Genomic DNA, 20,746 nt, shown 5'->3' with positions numbered 1-20,746 from the left:
TAGCTCGTAGCGCAGGGCTTTAGCCCTGCTTCGACATTATCCATGAATAAGCGGTGGCAGACATTTCACACAGACCCAAACGCTATTTCCTTGATAGCGGGCCGGAAGAAGTGGGCGCACGGTATCGGGCGTGCGGCACCAGTGGCAATACTGAGTTACCGGATCTACTTTATGAGTAGCCTTATGCTCGCGTACAGCATCTTCGCTGAACTCATCAGCTTCGCGCTCGATAATGGTGAGCGCATCCATCGGGCAGATGCCCAGGCAGAAGCCTGCCCCATCGCAAAGCTCGTCTTTTACAACTTTAGCTTTGCCATCAACTATCTCGATAGCCCCTTCAACGCATGGGCTCACACAAAGACCACAGCCGTTACATCTTTCTTCATCTATATGGATGATCTTTCTGACCGTTTTAGTTGCCATGACAACCTCCTTTACCGCTTAAAAAGCTTAAATCTAACTTTAGATTATAAAGTTGATAGGATTAGTTGCCTTTGACTTAAGTCAAGGATGGAGAAAATTTTTGAAATGTGGCTGAAAAGTGGGGCTGGCCTTGATATGCCAACGTACCAAAGTCAATAAATAAAATACATTGACACTTCTTGACTTTGGCACTTTAACAGTTCGTCGCTTGAAATTCGTAATTCGAAACTGCTTTTACTTCCCAATACCAGAGGCTACTTCCTCGAGCATATCCATATCCAGGATGATGACTCTTTTACCGTTGGTATCAATAATGCCGCTTGATTTCATCTTGCCAAGAGTTCGAGAGATAGTCTCACTGATCGTACCGAGCCTTTGGGCAAGTTCGGTCTTGCTCATGTCAAGCTCTATTTCAACAGCTCCATCTTTTTCTCTACCGCCTTTTGCGGCAAGGTTAAGTAGGTATTGCGCAACTCTTGCAGGGACATCTTTTAGCGAGAGGTCCTCAATGAGAGCTGCGAACCGCCTCAAGTGAAAAGACATGATCGCAATCATGTTCAAGCTAAGCTGGGGATTTCTTTCAACAAGGGCTTTAAAATCATCACGCCTAAAGAAAAGTGCCTCTACATCAGAGACTGCTTTGGCAAAAGCTGGGTATGCGGTGCCGGCAAAAAGCGTGATCTCGCCGAAAGGGTCGCCATTGTGGACAAAGTGAAGTATCTGCTCGCGCCCGTCTGTGCCAAGCTTATAAATTTTAACCCGGCCACTTATTACAATGTAGAACCCCTCGCCTGCATCTCCATCGCAGAAGATGACCTCGCCACGCTTAAATTTCGCATACATTGCTATTGAGCAAAGCTCATTTAAGTCTTCTTCTGGCAAGCCGATAAAGAGACGGCATGCCTTAACGCCGTTTTGCAATTTGTCCACGATATTCCCTCGATCAAAATTAAGTGGTTAAATTCTACGAAAAATTTAACGTTACCGCTATCTCTACCTAGCGTACTTAAAACTATCAGCCATCATCTATCCGCTTAAAACATAAGAAATAAAAAGCTGACAGCTGATTGCTGACAGCTGATTGCTAATTCATTAAAGCGTGCACTTCTTTGATATTGGTATCAAGCAGATGAACTCCATCACAGAGTCTGCTGTGTTTTTGAACTGATGCTCCTCGTCCGCAGGCACAAATATTACGTCGCCCGCACTCATCGGGACATCCCTACCCTCATTGACAACGGCACCGCTTCCTTTAAGAATAAAAACCTCATGCTCCCAGGGATGGGTGTGAAGCGGTGTGTGGCCCCCCGGCTCGACAGTAAAAACGCGCAGGGCAAAATTCTCCGCCCCCTCTTTTTCTGATATCACCCACCTCAACGAGACGCCACTTGCACCGTCTTCTTCCACGCTCGTTGGCGTAATTTGTGTATAGTTGATTTTAAACATTTAAACCTCCAAAATAGCTCTACCTTCTAGCCGCTAGCTCCTAGGATAATCTAAAAAATAAGGTAAGTATAGATAATCAGGCCATAAATAGTCCCTACTCATTAGTGGTCAGCTTTTAAGCTATTAGCTGATAGCTTTTAGGCATTAGCTATTAGCTAATAGCTAATAAAAGCAAGTAAAGAGGCTTTAAGACCTTTAAAAAGATCTTGGCAATTCAAGACTTCGGTACTTCAATTAACGCGTTGTTAACATCTTTGAAATCCTCCTGTAACCAAACAGCAACAAACATTTAACCACAGTGAAATTCGTTTGAAACACTGAGCAGCGATAATCAACAAACAAGCAGCTGCAAAATTAAATTTTTAATGGAGGGATTCAAATGCAAAACATCAACACAGGCGATACAGCTTGGATGTTGATTGCAACAGCTCTGGTCATGTTTATGACCCCTGGGCTTGCCTTGTTCTACGGGGGTATGGTAAGAAGCAAAAATGTACTAGGTACAATAATGCAAAGCTTTATCATGCTTGGCATAGGCACCATCATCTGGGTGTTGTACGGCTACAGCCTGGCTTTTGGTCCAGATAAATTTGGAATCATCGGAGATCTGAGCTGGTCCGGTTTGAAAGGAGTCGGCATAGCGCCAAATGCCGATTACGCGGCTACCGTACCACATATCTTGTTCATGGCGTTTCAGCTAATGTTTGCAGTTATTACCCCAGCTCTTATCACAGGTGCGTTCGCTGAAAGGATTAAGTTTAGCTCTTTTATAGTATTTATGATCGCGTGGATGACCTTCGTCTACAGTCCGGTTGCGCACTGGGTCTGGGGTGTTGGCGGCTGGATCAGAAATCTTGGTGCGCTTGATTTCGCGGGAGGTACAGTTGTTCACATCAATGCAGCGTTTGCGGCCCTTGCTGCAGTACTAATTATTGGGAAGCGCAAAGGATTTATGAAAGAGGCTATGCATCCGCACAACCTTCCAATGACGATTTTGGGTGCGGCGATACTATGGTTCGGCTGGTTCGGGTTTAACGCAGGTAGCGCGCTCACATCGGGCGGCCTTGCAGCAATTGCATTTGTGGTCACTCACATTGCATCAGCTATGGGTGCCCTGGGGTGGGCTTTTGCCGAGAAGATCAAAACTGGTAAGCCCACAACGCTTGGCGCAGCCTCTGGTGCAGTTGCCGGTTTAGTTGCAATAACTCCGGCATCAGGATTTGTCGGCCCGGTTGCAGCGATAGCCATCGGTCTTGCAGCTGGAATTCTCTGCTACCTGGCGGTTGGGCTCAAGTTCAGGTTCGGATATGATGACTCTCTTGATGTTGTTGGCGTGCATGGCGTTGGCGGAATCATCGGAGCGATACTAACTGGCGTGTTTGCTTCAACAGTTATCAACCCAGCCGGCGTAAATGGTCTCATTCATGGCAATGCAGCGCTACTGGGCAAGCAGCTATTAGCGATCGGCGTAACCATTGGCTACTCATTCATAGCCTCTTTTGTGATGCTAAAAGTTATCAATGCAATCATGGGTCTAAGAGTTAGCGAAGAAGACGAGGATACCGGTCTTGACCTCTCGCAGCACAACGAAACTGGCTACGCACTTGGCGGCTTTAGCGGTGCACTGGAGCATGGCACATCTGGTTCAGTATTCCAACCGGCACCCAGTACTGAGCCCAGTTACGCGGTACAGTCAAACCCATTATTAGATAGATCATAAGGAGGTACTTATGAAGAAGATTGAGGCGATAATCAAGCCATTTAAGCTCGATGAAGTAAAAGACGCGCTAAGCTCCATAGGTATCAATGGGTTAACCGTATCTGAGGTTCAGGGCTTTGGCCGCCAAAAGGGGCACACCGAGGTCTACCGTGGAGCAGAATACAGAGTCGATTTCGTGCCAAAGGTAAAACTTGAGATTCTTGTGGACGACGATCTTGCTAACCAGGTAGTTAATACCATTATTGATTCTGCAAAAACCGGCAAAATCGGGGACGGCAAGATATTTGTTCTTCCTGCTGAGGAAGTCATCAGGATAAGAACCGGTGAGCGTGGCAAAGATGCCATATAGAGAAAGGAGCCCATGGGCTCCTTTCTCCAGCCATCAGCTGCCAGCTATCAGCATTAGTTATTAGCTGATGGCTTCGTTAACATACATTTAATCTTAAAGAAACATATACGTAACAACATCCCTCTAGAATATGCTTAAAAATGGAGGGATACCATGCAACCTATTAACACAGGGGACACTGCCTTTATTCTTTTTGCCGCCGCTATGGTCATGTTTATGACCCCAGGGCTTGCTCTATTTTACGGGGGTATGGTAAGAAGCAAAAACGTGCTGAGCACAATAATGCAAAGCTTCATTATACTAGGCATTATAAATATATTATGGGCACTTTTTGGATATAGCTTAGCATTTGGCCCAGATAAGTTAGGACTTATTGGCGACTTGAGCTGGGTCGGCCTCAAAGGTGTGGGACTTGCTCCCAACACGGATTACGCGCCAACCATTCCTCATGAGGCTTTCATGATTTATCAAGCGATGTTTGCAATCATCACCCCTGCTCTTATCACCGGTGCATTTGCTGAGCGCATTAAGTTTAAGTCATTCCTGGCTTTTACCATTGGATGGTTTATCATCGTATATCTCCCAGTTGCGCACTGGGTCTGGGGAGTCGGTGGTTGGCTTCGCAATATGGGCGTGCTTGACTTTGCAGGCGGAATCGTGGTTCATGCAAGCTCTGGTGCAGCTGCTCTTGCTGCAGCAATATATACCGGCAGACGTAAAGGATTTGGAACGGAGCCTGTAATACCGCACAACATCCCCTTGACTATAATCGGAACCGGAATTCTCTGGTTTGGCTGGTTTGGGTTTAATGCAGGTAGTGCACTTGCCTCGGGCGGACTTGCCACAAATGCATTTGTGGTCACACACCTTGCTGCGACAGCCGCAACAGTTAGCTGGGTAGCCGTCGAATGGATAAAAGGTGGAAAGCCAACCACGCTTGGTGCTGCGACCGGTGCAATTGCTGGCCTTGCCACTATTACCCCTGCTGCTGGATATGTTAGTCCGATGGCCGCAATTATAATAGGACTTGTTGCCGGTATAATCTGTTACTATGCAATATCTTTAAAGTTTAAGTTTGGCTACGACGATTCGCTTGATGTTGTTGGCGTACACGGTGTCGGCGGAATACTCGGCACGCTTTCTGCAGGCATGTTTGCGTCAGCTGCGATTAACAAAGCAGCAGGAAACGGGCTGCTTTTTGGTAATCCCTCCCTTCTTGGCGTACAGGCCCTGGCCGTTTTTGCCGTTGTGACGTTCTCTTTTATTGCAAGTCTCGCTATATTTAAAGTAGTAGATATACTGTTTGGTGTCAGGGTCGAAGAGGAAGACGAGGTCACAGGTCTTGACCTAACGCAGCACAGTGAAGTTGGTTATGACCTCTCGGGGCTCGGTGGGAGCGCAGGAGGCCTGGTTACCGCAACTGCTTTTTCCGCGCATCTATCACCAGAGGTTTCTTCGGTATCAGGTGAGACATCTCTAACGCCTGATAATTAATCTAAAAGGGGATGGATTCGTGAAAAAAATAGAAGCAATTATAAAGCCATTTAAGCTTGATGACGTCAAAAACGCTCTGAATAAAATCGGCGTTCAGGGACTTACCGCTTATGAGGTAAAGGGCTTTGGCCGCCAAAAGGGGCACACCGAGGTCTACCGCGGAGCAGAATACAGAGTCGATTTCGTGCCCAAGGTAAAACTAGAGGTTATGGTCGACGACGATATGGCATCGCAAGTGGTAGATGCCATAATGGAATCAGCTAGAACCGGCAAAATCGGGGACGGCAAGATATTTGTTCTTCCTGCTGAGGAAGTCATCAGGATAAGGACCGGTGAGCGTGGCAAAGATGCCATCTAGAAACGAGATACTAGAAACAAGAGACTGGACATGAAAGTTTAGAATGAAAGTAAATTGTCATTGCAAGGGAGCAAAGCGACCGCGGCAATCCTGAGTAAAGTGGGCGATCTGAGTTGGTGGGCCCAGCTAATATAACTGAGAAATATACTGATGGCTTGGCAAGGCTAAAAAAAGAATATTTTAAGAAGCCGACAGGGCGTGAGCTAGCTAGAAAACATTCCGACTTTATCGACTCGATCATTATTGAATTATTCAATAAGGCCCTGGGTGATCCAAATATAAAAGTTAACCGCGATGCGAAAGGTATCGCGGTTATTGCCATTGGTGGCTATGGTCGCCAGGAGCTCTGCCCCTTTTCTGATATCGATCTTATGGTTCTACATAACTTGCAAGACAGTGCATTCGTCACACGAATTTCTGAGAAACTCTTCTATCCCCTATGGGATTTAGGGCTGCAAGTAGGCCATGGCACGCGCACAGTAAAAGAGAGCCTAAATCTTGCGCTAACTAATTTTAAGCTTCAAACCGCGCTTCTTGACGCACGGCTCATAACCGGTGACATCGATCTGTTCAATAAACTCAAGGCCAGCATAGTAAAACAGGTTCGCTTGAAGGGCGGCAAGAAATTCCTGCAAAGCGTCCTTAATGAGAGCGCAAACAGATATAGACAATATGGCCAGGCGGCTTATTTGCTTGAGCCCGACATAAAGGAGGGCGAAGGCGGCCTGCGTGATATCCACGCCATCTTTTGGGTGTCAAAGGGTATCTTGGGCTGTACATCCACCAAAGAACTCGTCGAAAGTGGTTATCTAACCGAATTTGATGCCGAAACCCTTGAGGACGGGCTTGAGTTCTTGCTCATGGTAAGAAACCACCTCCATTACGTAGCTGGTCGTGAAAACGACCGTCTCTTTTTCGAGCACCAGCTCGAGATATCTAGGTCGCTTGGCTTCAAAGACGAAAACGGCATCTCAGGGATTGAGAAATTCATGCGCTCTTTCTACACTCATGCAAGCGCAATAGAGCTTATATCTCGCTCCTTCTGGGAGCAAATAAGCAGTGATTTTCTTACCAACCGCAGGATTAGATTTTCAGCATCTAAAAGCATAACAAAAGATGGTATTGTCGTATCAAAAGGCATGCTCTCTATCTTAAACCCCCAAGTGATCATAAAGCATCCGGGCACTGATATTAAGATATTCAAGCAAGCTATTAAAGAAAAACTTTTAATCGACTACAAGAGGCTTAACTTAATCAGAGAAGGTTTAGAAAAAAGCGAAAACCCAGCAACATGGACACAAGATATTTTAGACGACTTCATAGATATCATCAGCTCTGGCGAGGATGCGCTCGCCTCGCTTGAGGTTATGGACTATATAGGTATCCTCTCGCGCTACATACCGGAGTGGTCATACATTCGCTGTCTTCCACAATATGACTCGTACCATCTTTACACGGTTGATATGCACCTCTTCCTGACAGTCGCTGAACTCAAGAGGATAGGGATAGGCAAGTATGATATTGTAAACCCATTATTAAAACAGGTATACATTGAGATAAAGCAAAAGGACCTGCTCTTCCTGGTAGGTCTCCTGCACGACATCGGCAAGGGACTTGGCAAGGACCATAGCAAAAAGGGCGAAAGGATCGCCAAGAAGATATGCTCGCGCATGGGGCTCCCTGCCAAAGACTGCGATACAGTTGGGTTTTTAGTCGGCAACCATCTGCTTCTTTCAGACACTGCCACACGCCGGGACTTAAACGATGAAAATGTAATCATAGATCTGGCAAAGCTAATTATCAGCGAGGAGCGGCTTAAGATGCTTTATCTCATCTCAGTTGCCGACTCGCTGGCAACTGGGCCCAAAGCCTGGGACACCTGGAAGGATAACCTCTTAAGAGAGCTCTTTTATAAAGTCATCCATATCATAAGAAGCGGCGAATACACGAGCAAGAAAAGCATCGAGAGCATCCGCAAAATAAGTAAACAGGTAAAGCAAACTCTTATACCTGAATTCTCAGAAGAGGAGGTAAATCGCTTTCTTGATCAGATGCCGCACTCTTACCTGCTGGCTCAAGATAGCGATAGCATAGTTGAACACTTTAAACAGATGCGAAGGGCCAAAGGCACTGGCATATCTATTACTACCAAAGACAAGGAAGGGTTGCAAGAGATTATCCTTATCGCTAAAGACCAGCCGGGCCTTTTTTATAAAGTATCCGGCGCACTCGCCTTACACGGGATAAACATCCTTGGTGCGCAAATCTACACCAGAAGCGATGGCATAGTCCTTGATATATTCAAAGTCAAAGGTTATTTCGAACACAATATAGACAAAGAAAGATGGAGCAATATAATTCGGGACATCAAGCGGGCCCTAGAAGGAAAAATCGCGCTTGACTATCGCATAGCCGATAAAGCAGACCGTTACAAATCTAATAAAGCATTAAACAAGCCGCCTCAGGTCAAGATTGATAACTCATCTTCCGATTTCTACACCGTTATAGAAGTCCATGTGCAGGACAGGATCGGTCTTCTTTATACTATCACTAAGGTAATGCACGATCTCAGCCTTAATATTCACCTGGCTAAGGTATCGACAGACGTTGATAAGGTAATCGACGTCTTCTATGTCTGGGATATCTATGGGCAGAAAATATCTGACAATGAGCAGATAGGCGATATTAAGAAAGCAATTCTCGCCGCGCTTGAATGATGTCTTAATGTGCCAATGTTAGTTAAATTTATAGGGTTGCCAATTACTTATTTAAAGACTTCGGCAGTTTTTTCAAACCTTGGCGCTATCTAAGCAATCCTTGCCCGCTCTTCAAAGATTGGAATAGTCAATTTATTTTGCTGGCGGACGGTCCTTGTATTAAATTCGGCGCACATCGACTCCATGCGGTCGACTATTAAAACAGACTCCATACCTATTGCAAGATTGGTTTGGGCATACAGTACCCGCACCGGGTAAAGGTCGATACTCTCAAACTCCGCACCGCTTAGATTTATAACGAAAATAAAAGACCAGTCATTTCTGTAAATCGGGTCAGTCGCATAGTCGTCTATAAAATCTCCAGTCGAATACATTATGGGCCTACCGTTGTATATTTCAATCCCCTGGAAGTTATGTGCGCTGTGCCCGTGGATGATATCCGCCCCTGCATTTACCAACCTGTGTGCCGCCTCGCGAAACTCATCCGACGGGCGAAAGACCATATTTGGCCCCCAGTGAGTTGAGACGATCAAGATATCGCATGCCTGTTTTGCTTCAGAGACCGACTCAAGTAATGAATTAAACTGGTCTGTGTCGACATGTATCGGTACGTAGTTCACTCCGGCCGATTCATGCCCTGCTGCAAAACTCGGCTCGTTGTCGGTAAAGGCCATCAAGCCAACTTTTAATCCACCCACATCTCGGTAAGCCGGCTCTCTTGCCTCAGCTAGGTTTCTGCCCGCACCTGCCCTGCAAATGCCAGCTCGGTCAAGAAAATGCAGTGTATCAACCAGACCCTCTTCTCGAAAATCCAGGATGTGATTATTTGCCAGGCAGGCGCAAGTTATGTTTGCCGCTCTTAAAATTGCAATTGCTGGACCTGGATCGGCACGGAAATAAAACGCTTTGCCGAACTCATCCCATTGCTCTTCATGATAAGTCAACGCACATTCAAGGTTTATAAGCGAGTAATCAGCCGACTTTATAATGTCAAGCGTGTTGCCCCAAACATGGGTCGGCGGGGCTTTTCTGGTCACCTCATTTACACCTCGCCCAAGCATGACATCCCCTAGAATGATAAACTTCCTTTTATCCTGCTGTCTATCCAAGATTTACTCCATAAGTACGATACCGAAAACGCAGCTATCCCACACCACTTCTAACTTTAATACCCGATTAAGAACAACATACAGCCTACTTTTAAAGAAAATAGAAAAACCCCGGCCTGCACCGGGGTGTTCTAAAGTTTTTGTTTTAGCCAGAATTAAAATCTTCTGTTAGGACCGAAGCCACGGCTGCCCCCGCTTCTTCCCCCACTGCGTGCTTCACGAGGTTTCGCCTCGTTGACAACAAGCTTTCTTCCCGCAAGCTCAACGCCATTGAGCTCAGCGATAGCGGTGGAAGCTGCCTCCGCATCCTCCATTTCAACAAAACCAAAGCCTCTGCTTCTTCCTGAATCCCTATCTGTGATGATATTAGCGGAAAGAACAGAGCCTTTCTGGGCAAATACCTCCCTTAATTCGTCTTCAGACAAACTGTAGGAAAGATTGCCTACATAGATCTTGGTGGCCATAAAGCCGCTCCTTTCTTGGGATTAAAAAATCCTGCATTTTTGGTCGGCCACTCGAGAGAAGCTAGAGAGAGGAAACCGTGCAGAAAACACAAACCTAACCCATCTAAGAATTCCACGAGAACCGAATCTATTTTAGCAAATATTTACCTTAATTGAAAGGATTTAAACAATCAAACTGTCATAATACCTGGTAATCGTGAATTAAACTACATCAGCAACTATCATTTGCTAACCGCAAGTTGCTAAGAGCGGCGATAAGGCTTATCTTCTCTTTAGCGCAAAAATTAAAAACCGGGAGGAATTAAATGAAGCATTTAACCGAATATCTCTGGATAAACACGCCAGAGCGATACCAGATGGTAAATATCACCGAAAAAATTCAAGAGCTCGTTGAAAAAAGCGGGGTCAAGGAAGGCCTTTGTCTCGTAAACCCGATGCATATCACTGCCAGCGTCTTTATAAACGACAATGAGAGCGGGCTTTTACGGGATTGGTTTGTCTGGCTCGAAAAACTTGCCCCCCATGCCCCAATATCGCAATACAAACATAATCTAACCGGTGAGGACAATGCTGACGCCCATCTTAAGAGAACAATCATGGGCCGTGAAACAGTAGTTGCGATAACGAATGGTAAACTTGACCTCGGCACCTGGGAACAAATTTTCTACGGCGAATTTGATGGTCAAAGAAGGAAGCGCATTCTGGTAAAGATTATTGGTGAATGATTTTTGACTTATTTAAGCGTTCAGTACCCAGAACAATTGGTTTATATGTGTTGGAGCCAACCACTAAACACTAAACCCGCTTATCCGATATCGCGTTTTGAGAACGCACGTATGGAGATCAAAAGAAAGGTTATTAAATAAACAAATGCATAGATTATCATTGCGTTGCTTGGCTAAGATATAGCACCGAAAGGTCCTATCAACATCGCCTGATATGGATTCATGCTGGCGCCGGATACGATTGTAACTATCATGCGGTATATAGAATCAACTGGCATGATAAGACTTGTAATCTCCCCAATGCGCACAAGAATAGCGCTGTTTACAAATGGGAACGCTCCGATCTGCTCAAGCATCCCACCAATAACCCCAACCGTGTAAAGCATAAAAATGGCTATTCCATTGGCAAGCGTCGACAACCTTGTACTGCCTGCTAATGAAATAGAAAGAAGTATTAACGGTTGCATAATAAACAGACCTACCGAGCTTGAAATGCCGCTAATGTTAGAACCAAAAATATAGTGATTCAGCAGAAGAACAGATATGAATATAACCGCCGAATACGATGTAAGCATTAACGCATAACCAAGAAACTTGCCAAGAATTATATCCCGTCTCCTGATCGGCTTTGCCGCAATTGCGTGAAGCATCCCGTTTTCCATCTCTGAAGAAACCGAGCCAATAGATGAGAAGATGGCAAGCAGCGAGACAATCGAGCTTGAGAAGTAGATGCCGAGCAAGAAAAACCCTTTTTTTGATAGATCTCGCACGGCTTCTTCTTGTTCGCTTGAAAGGCTCCCGCCACCAGTTGCAAACTCGGCTTTTCTCACCGCCATATCCTGAGCTATATAATGCAGGCCTATCCCATAGACAACTAAGAATAGAACCGTTAAAAAGATAGCTGCGATAAGTATTTTTTTTCTTAATGCTTCCTTAAAAGTCAATGCGGTTATCGTTAACACTACTGGCCACCGCCTTTAACAACGTCTACAAATAACTCTTCAAGTGTTCGTTTTTTGCGGCTTAAGTTATAGAGATTGCCTCCGTTTTGGACAATAAGTGATGCTAGTGCCGGAATTTTCTCTTCGTCATCAAGCTCTATCAGAAAACTTGATTTATCAGTCCTGAGTACAGTGCCAAGGCTTGCTATCTTGTTAATTAACGAGCCATTTAAATTGCCTGCAGTTACTTCGACTTCAACCCTGCCTTTAAGGAGTTCGCTTAACGTGCCGCTCTCCACTACCCTTCCGCTTTTGATTATAGCTACCTCATCGCAAATCATCTCTAGCTCGCTTAAAAGATGGCTGTTTAAGAAAACAGTTTTACCACGACCTCTTAATTCTGTGATAATCTCGCGCACTTCCATTCGTCCAATAGGGTCAAGAGCGGATGTTGGTTCGTCCAGGAAGAGAAGATCCGGGTCGGAGATAAGTGCGGCCGCAATGCCGATCCGCTGCTGCATGCCCTTACTGTAAGTCCTGATCTTAAAATCGGCGGCATCGGTTAGCTTTACCTGTCGCAGAGCTTCCTCAATGCGTTTTTTACGGTCCCATTTAGCAAGTCGAGATAATGCTGCATGGTAATGCAAAAGCTCTCGGCCGGTAAGCCAGTCCTGGTAGCGAAAGTTCTCGGGCAGAAAACCAATTCGGCGGCGGGTAAAGACATCACCAATCGGAGAGCCAAGAAGGCTTGCCGTCCCAGAGGTCGGCTTAACAAGACCAATGAGCATCTTTACAAAAGTGCTCTTACCAGCCCCGTTAGGTCCAAGAAAACCAAAGATTTGCCCCTCGCCAACCGAGAGGCAAATCTTATCGCATGCTATTTTTTCACCGTAGACCTTGGTAAGGTCTTTGGTTTCGATGACTGCTTTTCCCATAAGGATATATTACAGCCTACCTCATCAATCCGGCTATACCCTGCGCGCTGGCAAGGTCAACCCTTCCGGCAATTGCATTAACGACACCGTCCTTTTGCCATACCAGTACGTTTTCACCAACCTGGGCATCCTTAGGAGGAGTTATAAATACCCCGCTGACTCCATTAACTGTAACCTCTTTTGAGCTGCCATCTATGCTTGGAATGGGCAGGGTATATCTCCAGTCTTTAATGGCTTCAAGTTGACTTCTGACATTATCCGGCAATATCGGAAGGCTTAAAAGTACATCTCTGACTTCACCTGCATCCACTCCATTGGGGAGAATTAGCTCCGGTGTTCTCATTTGCGCTATCGTCAGTGACTCGGTTCCCTCTTTAACATACGTTGCCACTACAGCCACCGGCTTTTTAGCTGTAAATTTCTTGCCATCAAGTTCAGCAGGCAAAATCTTGGTTCCGCCAAAAGACTTGATCAATTCGTTTGCCTTTGCAACATCAAGGGTAAAGCTGCTTATAGACTCATCGCTTATCTTAAAGCTGGGGTTATTGTAGCCCGCTATGCTCTCCGGTATCGTAAGATTAAAATCGACCGTGGCTTTTGCGTCCGCATATGTGGCCGCCCTGGGCTCCCTAAACCCGGTTGTCTCGAACTTGCCAAAGTTCCTGATATCAACCTCCCCGCCACGGCGACCGGCCTCTCTCATCTGCCGTAAATCATCTTGCGTTATATTGATGGTTTGAACCCTTTGAACCCGGAAAATATTTAGGATATCTGCTGCAGCCTGCCGCACCGGTGCAAAGCTAAACATTACGGCGACTACAGCAACTGCAGCTACAGAAATCAGCACTGTCTTTAATTTACCTGTCATCCCAAAAACTCCTTTCATATTTGATGGCGTGCCGAATCGCCTATCTCCCGCTAAACGATGCCAGGCTTCCTCGATTGCCATCTTGCTTATAACTAAGTTTTGTGATGCCGAAGTTACCGCCTCTTGTGCTATTTTGCCCGCTATATCCAGCTCTATGAGCAGGCTTTTACATGCCCTACATGTTGCTATATGTGCTTCTATCTCCCAGCGCTTCCGGCCCGGTAGTTCACGGTCAAGATAGGCCTGAAGCATACCCTCGTCATAGCACACTCTCGCTCTTCCTTTCATAAGCCCGTTTAAACTTATCTACTGCCCTGGCCAGAACTTTTCCAACAGAGCTTTTCTTCATGCCAGTCATCCCAGCAATTTCCCCATAGCTAAAACCTGAAAACTTAAGAATGAGGCAAATCCTATCCCTATCCTCAAGAAGCTGCAGTATATCCCTCACTTGCGCAACTTCGCTGAAACTTAAAAAATCCTGCTCAAAAGATTCCCAGACTGCCTCCAGGGCCTCCCGCCTTTTGCGGTTTTTCTCGTTTCTTAGATGGTTATATGCAAGGTTTGTAGCAACCCTTATCAACCATCCGGAAAGGTTGGTAAATTCTTGAGGTGGGCTCTCATATAGCTTTATAAAGGTATCCTGGGCAACATCCTCGGCGGCGGCTCGCTCGCCAAGAATAAGCATTAGATGGCGAAATACCATCGGATAATGTGAGTCAAAGAGCTCTTTGAAATCGAAATCCTCTGGCGAAAACGCCTCTTTCAGGCTCCCCTTAAAAACCACAATTAGCCTCCAGGACTGTTCTTACCTATATAACACCACAGAGACTAAAAATGTGACAGGAAAATCATTTTTCTGGTTCATTGTTCATGGTTCATAGAAGCGAGGGTAAGAAACGTGGGTTTCACACTCTCCCCTCCACTTAAGAGGAGAGGAAAATTAATACGACATTCGTTATTTACGCGACTGCTCTTTCCATATCCTCTATATCGCGGAGGTACTCATGGTGGGTTTTTCCTTCGAGGCGCTGTTCGACTTCTTCCATTTGCTCGTGAAGCTTGTGCTTCTCGAACTCGCTGAAGACCTTCTCAGCCATTGGAAACAGCACCATATCCTCCTTTTGGATATGCGCACGGAGAAGGCTCGTGTAACCTTTAACGCTATTTACCACTGCGTTAGCCGCTTCTTTATCTCCTGCCTCGTACTGGGACAGCGCCTGCTCTATCTCTGCAATGTACTTGCGTCCAGAGGCATGCTCATAAAGCATGGCGCCTATTGGGCCGCTCTCTTTCGATACTCCATGAGATTCAAGGGCTGGAAATAAAACCTCTTCTTCTTTGACATGGTGGCAACCTTCCGCAAATCCCTTTATAAAGGAGGAAGCTTTATGTAACAGCCCAACCATCGAGGAGTCGCCGCGTGCAAGTCGCTCGCTCATTGTCTCAATCACATCTATTACGCGCTCGATATCCCTGTGTTCGTGTTTAAGTTCATCGGTTACTTCCATAACACCACCCCAAAATTAACTGCATACGTTATTCCCATTTTGACCGAGCGTTATGACCTACGAACTATGGGCATAGATGCCGAGTACTTGCTTTAAATGCCTACCTCTTATTCTTCTCGATTGCAGATTTAAAGGCGCGGTCGACTGCCCAGACCGAAAGTCCGATGATGGGCGAGACGACAACCAGGGTGGCGCCAAATAAAGCTACCAATCCGGCAGGAGAGCCGGTTAATGCATGTATTAAATCCTTACCCGGTGAAAAAACCCCTGCCATCCAGCCAAAGAAAATAAATATCACCAGACCCAGAAGAAAAAACGAGAGGAAAAGTATTAACCCGGACCTTTTTGGTGAAATTTTAGTTTTTGTCATTTTTAATCCCTGACCGCTTAATTACCGACACTCGTTAGCTGATTTATACCCTAATTATCATAACCTCTGAAGCGTATCATAAACAATAAAGCCGGCATATGCCGGCTTACCGACAAACTTATCCATCTGTGATTGCAAGTAACGCCATCCTTTGGGGCTGCTAGCAGGCAATGCTAAAGCTAGCGATACTAGGGATGTTTAGTTTTGCTTGTAATGATAAAATGCCTAGGCTATCTTATAGCTCTCAAGCAGGTTGTTAAGCTCATCTGCAACTGCAGCAAGATTTTGCACAGAGGCCGATATTTCTTGTAGCGTTGCGCTTTGCTCTTCAGCCGATGCCGAAACCTCCTCAGCCGATGCGGCAGATTCTTCCGATGTCGCTGCAATTGCATCAACGGAGGTCACCACTTCTAAAGTAGCATTGGCTACTTCCTTGGTTTTACCTTCATTGCTCTCGGTAATACTTCCAATTTTATCTTGAATCTCTTTAATAAGCGTGCCGATTTCACCAGTTGCGCTAGCACTTCTTTCGGCTAGTTTTCTTACCTCATCTGCAACTACTGCAAATCCTTTACCGTGCTCTCCTGCTCTTGCTGCCTCTATCGCAGCATTAAGAGCAAGTAGATTGGTCTGGCTTGCTATGTCATCTATTACTTCTATGATGCCACTTATGCCATTAGTTAGCTCAGCAATACTTTTTGTTTGCTGCTCTGCACTTTCAGCCATAGCATTTATGGCATTTGAAACGTACTCGACAGACTGGGCCGCTTTCGCAGCAGTACTCGATTGGTCTGCTGCACCCAGTGCAACCTGGCTAATAGCTGTTGCTATCTGACTGGTTGCCGACGTAATTTGATCGACATTTACCGAAAGATCGTGAAAAGCAGAGTTTAGTTTCTCGGAAACTGATTGAATCTCAACAAGCATCTTTTTTTCTTGGGTTACATCGCGGATAATCTCTATGCCCCCAACGATTTCGCCTTTTTCGTTGTGAAGGATATCAGCCCTGGCTATAACCGGTATCTCGCGCATATTGCGGTCCTTGATTCGTACCTCAGCTCCCATAATGGGCCGACCTGTACTCATACAACTTTTAATAGCGCAACCTGAGTCACAGATATTGGACTTAAATATCTCGTAGCATTTCTTGCCGATTGCCTCCCTACTTGAGTAACCGGTTAGCCTTTCGGCAGCTTCGTTAAAGTAGGTTATCGTCTGGTTGATATCAGTAGCGAATATCGCATCGTATATCTTGGCACGAGAGCGTTCAGCCTCATCGTGGATAATTTTTTCGCGCTTTTTCTCCTCAGTAATATCGCGCATGGTTTCCATGCCGCCGATAACGTTTCCCAGCCGGTCTTTGACCGGCGCGGCATTGGCAAGAATGGTGATGGGCTCGCCATAGCGATTCTTAATTATCACCTCTGCACCTTTAATGATTTCATAGGTAGACATACAGTGCTTTATGGCGCAGCCATTATCACAGATATTGGACTTAAATATCTCGTAGCATTTCTTGCCGATTGCCTCCTCGGGCCTATAGCCGGTAAGCTCGGCGGCAGCGTCATTAAAATAAGTAATGTTTAAATCCCTGTCGGCAACGAAAAGCGGGTCCGGTATCCCCGCCAGAAGAGACTTCTCGTCGTAACATTCTATTTCTTTTTCTACTTCTTTATTGTCTGTGTTATTACCTAGCTTAGATATTAAATTGGCTACTACCCCTTTGGCTGGCATCTACATCCCCCCGAACGTCTTTAAACACGTAAAGTTATTCAAAATATAGTTAATATTTCGACATATCGCTTTTAATATGTAATCGTCATGTTACAAACCATAATATACCCCTGGTATTGGTGAATCCTATACCAATTTATAGTGTTTATTAGCCCCTTAGTATTATTATTTAGTTCACATGGCTGTTGAGGAATGAGCAATGGTGAATATGCTTATGAGAGCGAAACTGCGATAAGGGCTATATCATCGGTAAGTTTACCCCCAGTGCACTCCATTATCTTAGAGAAGATTATCTCCGGTATTTCCTTGATGTTTTTTTGCCTGAGAGCTCCGACTACCTCGATGAGTTTCTCTTCACCAAAAAACCCTCTGTTGCACCTTGCTTCGGTAACCCCATCGGTATAAAGAACAAGCACATCGCCTTTTTTTAAGGTGACCCTGTCCTCGATAAAATTTAACCCCGGGAATGCCCCTATCGCAGGGGAAAAAGTGTCTAAGCGGTCTATGGCTCCTGCTTTTCTTTTCAATAAACCCGGGGGGTGACCGGCTGAGCAGTAAGACAATTCACCGGTCTTTATATCTAACAATCCAAAGAAGACGGTTACAAACATGGCCGAGGTGGTTGCCCTAGTAACCACCTCGTTTGTTTTCCTTATGATGGATGCCGAAGAAGTATCCTCATATGCATATGCTTTAATTGTGTTTTTGACTAGAGATGTTAGCGTTGCTGCCTTAATTCCTTTGCCTGAAACATCCCCGATTATAATGCCGACCTTCCCATGTTCAACTTCAAAAATATCGTAGAAGTCCCCGCCAACCTTGGTGGACTCTGTCGCACTTCGGTAAAGATGCCCGTATTTGACCCCCTCTACCTTTTCAGGAACTGTAAGAACGGCAGATTGTAGTGTATTTGAAACATCCTTTTCTGTCTCGTAAAGCCTGGCATTTTCCAGCGCCAGTGAAATAGATGCCCCGAGTTTGACCGCAAAGTCAACCTCGTGATCTGTAAATTTGTGAAGATGTGAGTGGTAATTGAAAGAAAGCATGCCAATTACGTTTCCCCTCATTATCAACGGCACTATTAAAATAGAACGAAGAATAAATCTTCTTAAAACCTCTTGGCTGATCCTGCTATCTCGATAAACATCATTGACGGCCAGCGGTTTAGTGCTTTTAACAGCCAACCTTATATAGGGGATATCTTTATCTGTAAACCGTATGCCCAAATGGTCTTCTGGTAAGCCGTAAAGATATCTTAGCACCCAGGAACCATTTTCATGCAGTACTATCAGCGCCGTTTCAGAACCTATAGCCCTGGTAGCCTGCTCAACAACCCTTCTCATTATCTCGCTGAAGCTAAGTGTAGAGTTTATGGCAGCGTTCACCTCATTTAGAGCGATATCAAGCCTTTCCTCCAGCTTCCGGTCGGTGATATCCATAAACACCACAACAACCCCATGAACACTTCCCATTTCGATTATAGGATAAGCAGAATACTCAACCGGAAAAGATGTGCCGTCTTTTCGCCAGAAAACTTCGTTATCAACCCGGACACCCTTTCCAGTTGCAAGGGCGCGCATAATGGGGCACTTGTTTTCTGGGTATGGCGCTCCATCAACCCGGCTGTAGTGAATCAAAGTATGGGATTGCTTGCCTAATGCCTCCTTTACTTTATAACCTGTCATCTTTGACGCAGAGCGATTAAATAAGGTAACTTTTCCTCCTGTATCAATCGCGTAAATTCCTTCATCGGTTGAGTTTAATAGGAGCTGCATGCGCCTAGTCAACTGCATGCGCTCCTCTTCTTCGCGTTTTTGCCTGGTGATGTCAGCAACCAAGGATATCCCACCGATAATACGGTTTTTTGGGCCGTACATTGGAGCTGCCCATATGCTGATATATATAGGTGTGCCATCCCGCCTAAACCGTTGAACTTCAAGGCCCGTAATGGATTCTCCCTTTAATATGCGCTTCCGAATCATGCGGGCCTCAGGTATCTTATCTTTAGGTATGTAGGGTTGCGGTTTGCCAAGCACTTCGCTTTCTCTCCATCCAAATATGTGTTCGGCAGCTGAGTTCCAGATAGTAACGTTCCAGTTCAGATCAAGGGCAATAACAGCTAGTGGTGAGGCGTCAATTAGGGTTTTAAGGGTTTTAGTTTTCTCCTGTAGTTCATACTCTATTTTTTTTCTATCGGTGATATCTCTTATCGATAAAATCACACCCACAACCTTTTTTTCTCCATCGCAAAACGGTGATGCATTGACCGATACAATAATCTGAGACCCATCAGGACGGTAGTAGGCATGTTCCAGATTGTAAACCGGCTTTGTTGCGCTCTTGGCCCTCATAAAAGGATTATCTTCTCCCGAAAGCGGTTTTCCATCTAACATTGCGGTCCCTAATGTTGGATCATCATACTTGCGACCAATTAGTTCATCTTGCTTAACACCAAATATGTTCTTGCTTGCGGAGTTTGCATATAGAATATAACCATCCTGATCGGTGATAATAATTCCGTCAGCGATAGTATCAATTACACGCTCAAGCTGCTTCTTCCACGATGTTCCCTTCATATCAATTTCCTTACTACCGCTACAACTATAACTCTTGCTATTGCCACCATACATGCCTTTTGCAGTTTATTACCCAAACTAATTAAACACTACTTATGCAGTACCAAGGAAATTGCGAACAATGAATTGACTTACTGTAGCTTCGGTAGCTGCAGTACTAATAATAGGTGGGGCAAGGCCATGTGGCCTTGCCCCACCTATTGCTTACGGGAGACGAGCAACTATAAATTTACATTTTCACCGGTTCGAAACCCTCTTTCTTAGCCAGTATATCCAGCTGCATTGCCAGCTCAAAATCAATTATGTTAGCTGGCTCATCGCCAATTACTTCCTTGATATAAGAATTGCATTGCCGACAAAAACTTACCCTCCAGTTACCCACATCTTCCACCGTAAAATATCCCAGAGTCTTATGGTCGTCATTGTAGCAAGAGATGCAGGTTACCCTATTGAATCGCCATTCTGTTTCACAATGGGAGCATAGCAAGTAGCGGTGACCCTCTTTCTTTTCATGCCTTCCCCCAATCGGAAGATGCCCACAAACCGGGCAAATGCTAAGCCGCCAATCATCCTGGCTAAGGTAATCGCGGAAAAATGCAGCCCAGCTTTTAAAGGATGGACGCAACAGCTCCTGCAAGAAAAACTGAAGCGAGGCTGGGCTGGCCCCTATTTTAGCTGCAGCTTCTCTAATAGAACTCAGCTCTCCTTTAAGGCAGCGGCAAGCGAACGGCAAAATTTGCTCAAAGCCTAACTCACCAAGAAAGCTAAAAGGAGGGTACTTGGCAAGCAGTGATTTTAACTCGACATAATAAGCTAAAAGCTCACTTTTAGGTAAATCAATGGAATAGAGCTTAAGCCAGGGCACTCCTTCCTGTAAATGGACCTTATACAAACTTTCCTGGGGTGGCTTAAGATCAGCCACCCCAGTATAGTCTTTTTGCAGTTCGCCGACCTCGCTAGTAAGCCTTATAAGCTCGATTGGACATTGCAACATAATAGACCGCATCCC

General features: G+C 45.4%; 20 protein-coding genes. 6 read left to right on the top strand and 14 right to left on the bottom strand.

Features of this window, described 5'->3' with window-relative positions:
* Positions 1-36: 36 nt before the first annotated feature.
* The 3 genes from K6T91_05920 to K6T91_05910 all read right to left on the bottom strand — a co-directional run bounded on the left by K6T91_05920 (position 37) and on the right by K6T91_05910 (position 1,869).
* Complete coding sequence (locus tag K6T91_05920; GenBank protein MCL6472334.1) at positions 37-423, bottom strand: 4Fe-4S binding protein; 387 nt, start codon at positions 421-423, stop codon at positions 37-39.
* Between the two features lie 234 nt (positions 424-657).
* A complete protein-coding gene (locus K6T91_05915; protein MCL6472333.1) occupies positions 658-1,353 on the bottom strand; it encodes a Crp/Fnr family transcriptional regulator in 696 nt (231 codons plus the stop codon).
* A 162-nt stretch (positions 1,354-1,515) separates the two neighbouring features.
* Positions 1,516-1,869, bottom strand: a complete 354-nt coding sequence (locus K6T91_05910; protein MCL6472332.1) for a cupin domain-containing protein — start codon at positions 1,867-1,869, stop codon at positions 1,516-1,518.
* A gap of 379 nt (positions 1,870-2,248) precedes the next feature.
* Here K6T91_05910 and K6T91_05905 point away from each other — a divergent pair, with 379 nt between their 5' ends.
* The 5 genes from K6T91_05905 (at position 2,249) to glnD (ending at position 8,507) form a co-directional block, all read left to right on the top strand.
* Positions 2,249-3,589 carry an ammonium transporter gene (locus K6T91_05905; GenBank protein ID MCL6472331.1) on the top strand — a complete coding sequence of 447 codons (1,341 nt, stop codon included), beginning with the start codon at positions 2,249-2,251 and terminating at the stop codon, positions 3,587-3,589.
* 10 nt (positions 3,590-3,599) lie between these two features.
* Positions 3,600-3,938 carry a P-II family nitrogen regulator gene (locus K6T91_05900; protein ID MCL6472330.1) on the top strand — a complete coding sequence of 113 codons (339 nt, stop codon included), beginning with the start codon at positions 3,600-3,602 and terminating at the stop codon, positions 3,936-3,938.
* Between the two features lie 162 nt (positions 3,939-4,100).
* Positions 4,101-5,432: an ammonium transporter gene (locus K6T91_05895; GenBank protein MCL6472329.1), complete on the top strand. Its 1,332-nt coding sequence runs from the start codon at positions 4,101-4,103 to the stop codon at positions 5,430-5,432.
* Positions 5,433-5,451: 19 nt separating this feature from the next.
* Positions 5,452-5,790 carry a P-II family nitrogen regulator gene (locus K6T91_05890; protein ID MCL6472328.1) on the top strand — a complete coding sequence of 113 codons (339 nt, stop codon included), beginning with the start codon at positions 5,452-5,454 and terminating at the stop codon, positions 5,788-5,790.
* 116 nt (positions 5,791-5,906) lie between these two features.
* A complete protein-coding gene (gene glnD, locus K6T91_05885) occupies positions 5,907-8,507 on the top strand; it encodes a [protein-PII] uridylyltransferase (GenBank protein ID MCL6472327.1) in 2,601 nt (866 codons plus the stop codon).
* 89 nt (positions 8,508-8,596) lie between these two features.
* Here glnD and K6T91_05880 read toward each other — a convergent pair whose 3' ends face one another.
* Positions 8,597-9,616 carry a CapA family protein gene (locus K6T91_05880; protein MCL6472326.1) on the bottom strand — a complete coding sequence of 340 codons (1,020 nt, stop codon included), beginning with the start codon at positions 9,614-9,616 and terminating at the stop codon, positions 8,597-8,599.
* A gap of 155 nt (positions 9,617-9,771) precedes the next feature.
* Positions 9,772-10,080 (bottom strand): RNA-binding protein, encoded by a 309-nt coding sequence (locus K6T91_05875; protein ID MCL6472325.1) that lies wholly within the window; start codon positions 10,078-10,080, stop codon positions 9,772-9,774.
* Positions 10,081-10,385: 305 nt separating this feature from the next.
* Here K6T91_05875 and K6T91_05870 point away from each other — a divergent pair, with 305 nt between their 5' ends.
* Positions 10,386-10,805, top strand: coding sequence for a secondary thiamine-phosphate synthase enzyme YjbQ (locus tag K6T91_05870; protein ID MCL6472324.1), 420 nt, complete (start codon positions 10,386-10,388; stop codon positions 10,803-10,805).
* 173 nt (positions 10,806-10,978) lie between these two features.
* Here K6T91_05870 and K6T91_05865 read toward each other — a convergent pair whose 3' ends face one another.
* The 9 genes from K6T91_05865 to K6T91_05825 form a co-directional block, all read right to left on the bottom strand.
* A complete protein-coding gene (locus K6T91_05865) occupies positions 10,979-11,767 on the bottom strand; it encodes an ABC transporter permease (protein ID MCL6472323.1) in 789 nt (262 codons plus the stop codon).
* A complete protein-coding gene (locus K6T91_05860; protein ID MCL6472322.1) occupies positions 11,767-12,681 on the bottom strand; it encodes an ABC transporter ATP-binding protein in 915 nt (304 codons plus the stop codon). Before K6T91_05860 ends, K6T91_05865 begins: the two co-directional genes overlap by 1 nt.
* 16 nt (positions 12,682-12,697) lie before the next feature.
* On the bottom strand, positions 12,698-13,819 hold the full coding sequence (locus tag K6T91_05855; protein ID MCL6472321.1) for a zf-HC2 domain-containing protein: 1,122 nt from the start codon (positions 13,817-13,819) through the stop codon (positions 12,698-12,700).
* On the bottom strand, positions 13,809-14,252 hold the full coding sequence (locus K6T91_05850; protein ID MCL6472320.1) for a sigma-70 family RNA polymerase sigma factor: 444 nt from the start codon (positions 14,250-14,252) through the stop codon (positions 13,809-13,811). Before K6T91_05850 ends, K6T91_05855 begins: the two co-directional genes overlap by 11 nt.
* A gap of 256 nt (positions 14,253-14,508) precedes the next feature.
* Complete coding sequence (locus K6T91_05845; protein ID MCL6472319.1) at positions 14,509-15,057, bottom strand: hemerythrin domain-containing protein; 549 nt, start codon at positions 15,055-15,057, stop codon at positions 14,509-14,511.
* Positions 15,058-15,157: 100 nt separating this feature from the next.
* Positions 15,158-15,427: a hypothetical protein gene (locus tag K6T91_05840; GenBank protein ID MCL6472318.1), complete on the bottom strand. Its 270-nt coding sequence runs from the start codon at positions 15,425-15,427 to the stop codon at positions 15,158-15,160.
* Positions 15,428-15,652: 225 nt separating this feature from the next.
* On the bottom strand, positions 15,653-17,161 hold the full coding sequence (locus tag K6T91_05835; protein MCL6472317.1) for a PAS domain-containing methyl-accepting chemotaxis protein: 1,509 nt from the start codon (positions 17,159-17,161) through the stop codon (positions 15,653-15,655).
* Between the two features lie 212 nt (positions 17,162-17,373).
* The gene (locus K6T91_05830) at positions 17,374-19,737 is read right to left on the bottom strand and encodes a PAS domain S-box protein (GenBank protein ID MCL6472316.1); all 2,364 of its coding nucleotides are present in this window, start codon (positions 19,735-19,737) and stop codon (positions 17,374-17,376) included.
* Between the two features lie 229 nt (positions 19,738-19,966).
* Complete coding sequence (locus K6T91_05825; GenBank protein MCL6472315.1) at positions 19,967-20,731, bottom strand: formate dehydrogenase accessory protein FdhE; 765 nt, start codon at positions 20,729-20,731, stop codon at positions 19,967-19,969.
* Positions 20,732-20,746 lie beyond the last annotated feature (15 nt).

Source organism: Bacillota bacterium, from assembly GCA_023511485.1.
Taxonomy (GTDB): Bacteria; Actinomycetota; Aquicultoria; order Aquicultorales; family Aquicultoraceae; genus CADDYS01.
This window is presented reverse-complemented; position numbering and strand designations above follow the sequence as displayed.

Coding starts and splice junctions, on each gene's coding strand:
- K6T91_05875 (MCL6472325.1), bottom strand. CDS start 10,080: ATGGCCACCAAGATCTATGTAGGCAATCTTTCCTACAGTTTGTCTGAA.
- K6T91_05860 (MCL6472322.1), bottom strand. CDS start 12,681: ATGGGAAAAGCAGTCATCGAAACCAAAGACCTTACCAAGGTCTACGGT.
- K6T91_05850 (MCL6472320.1), bottom strand. CDS start 14,252: ATGGTATTTCGCCATCTAATGCTTATTCTTGGCGAGCGAGCCGCCGCC.
- K6T91_05830 (MCL6472316.1), bottom strand. CDS start 19,737: ATGAAGGGAACATCGTGGAAGAAGCAGCTTGAGCGTGTAATTGATACT.
- K6T91_05840 (MCL6472318.1), bottom strand. CDS start 15,427: ATGACAAAAACTAAAATTTCACCAAAAAGGTCCGGGTTAATACTTTTC.
- K6T91_05870 (MCL6472324.1), top strand. CDS start 10,386: ATGAAGCATTTAACCGAATATCTCTGGATAAACACGCCAGAGCGATAC.
- K6T91_05900 (MCL6472330.1), top strand. CDS start 3,600: ATGAAGAAGATTGAGGCGATAATCAAGCCATTTAAGCTCGATGAAGTA.
- K6T91_05825 (MCL6472315.1), bottom strand. CDS start 20,731: ATGTTGCAATGTCCAATCGAGCTTATAAGGCTTACTAGCGAGGTCGGC.
- K6T91_05835 (MCL6472317.1), bottom strand. CDS start 17,161: ATGCCAGCCAAAGGGGTAGTAGCCAATTTAATATCTAAGCTAGGTAAT.
- K6T91_05845 (MCL6472319.1), bottom strand. CDS start 15,057: ATGGAAGTAACCGATGAACTTAAACACGAACACAGGGATATCGAGCGC.
- K6T91_05920 (MCL6472334.1), bottom strand. CDS start 423: ATGGCAACTAAAACGGTCAGAAAGATCATCCATATAGATGAAGAAAGA.
- K6T91_05905 (MCL6472331.1), top strand. CDS start 2,249: ATGCAAAACATCAACACAGGCGATACAGCTTGGATGTTGATTGCAACA.
- K6T91_05910 (MCL6472332.1), bottom strand. CDS start 1,869: ATGTTTAAAATCAACTATACACAAATTACGCCAACGAGCGTGGAAGAA.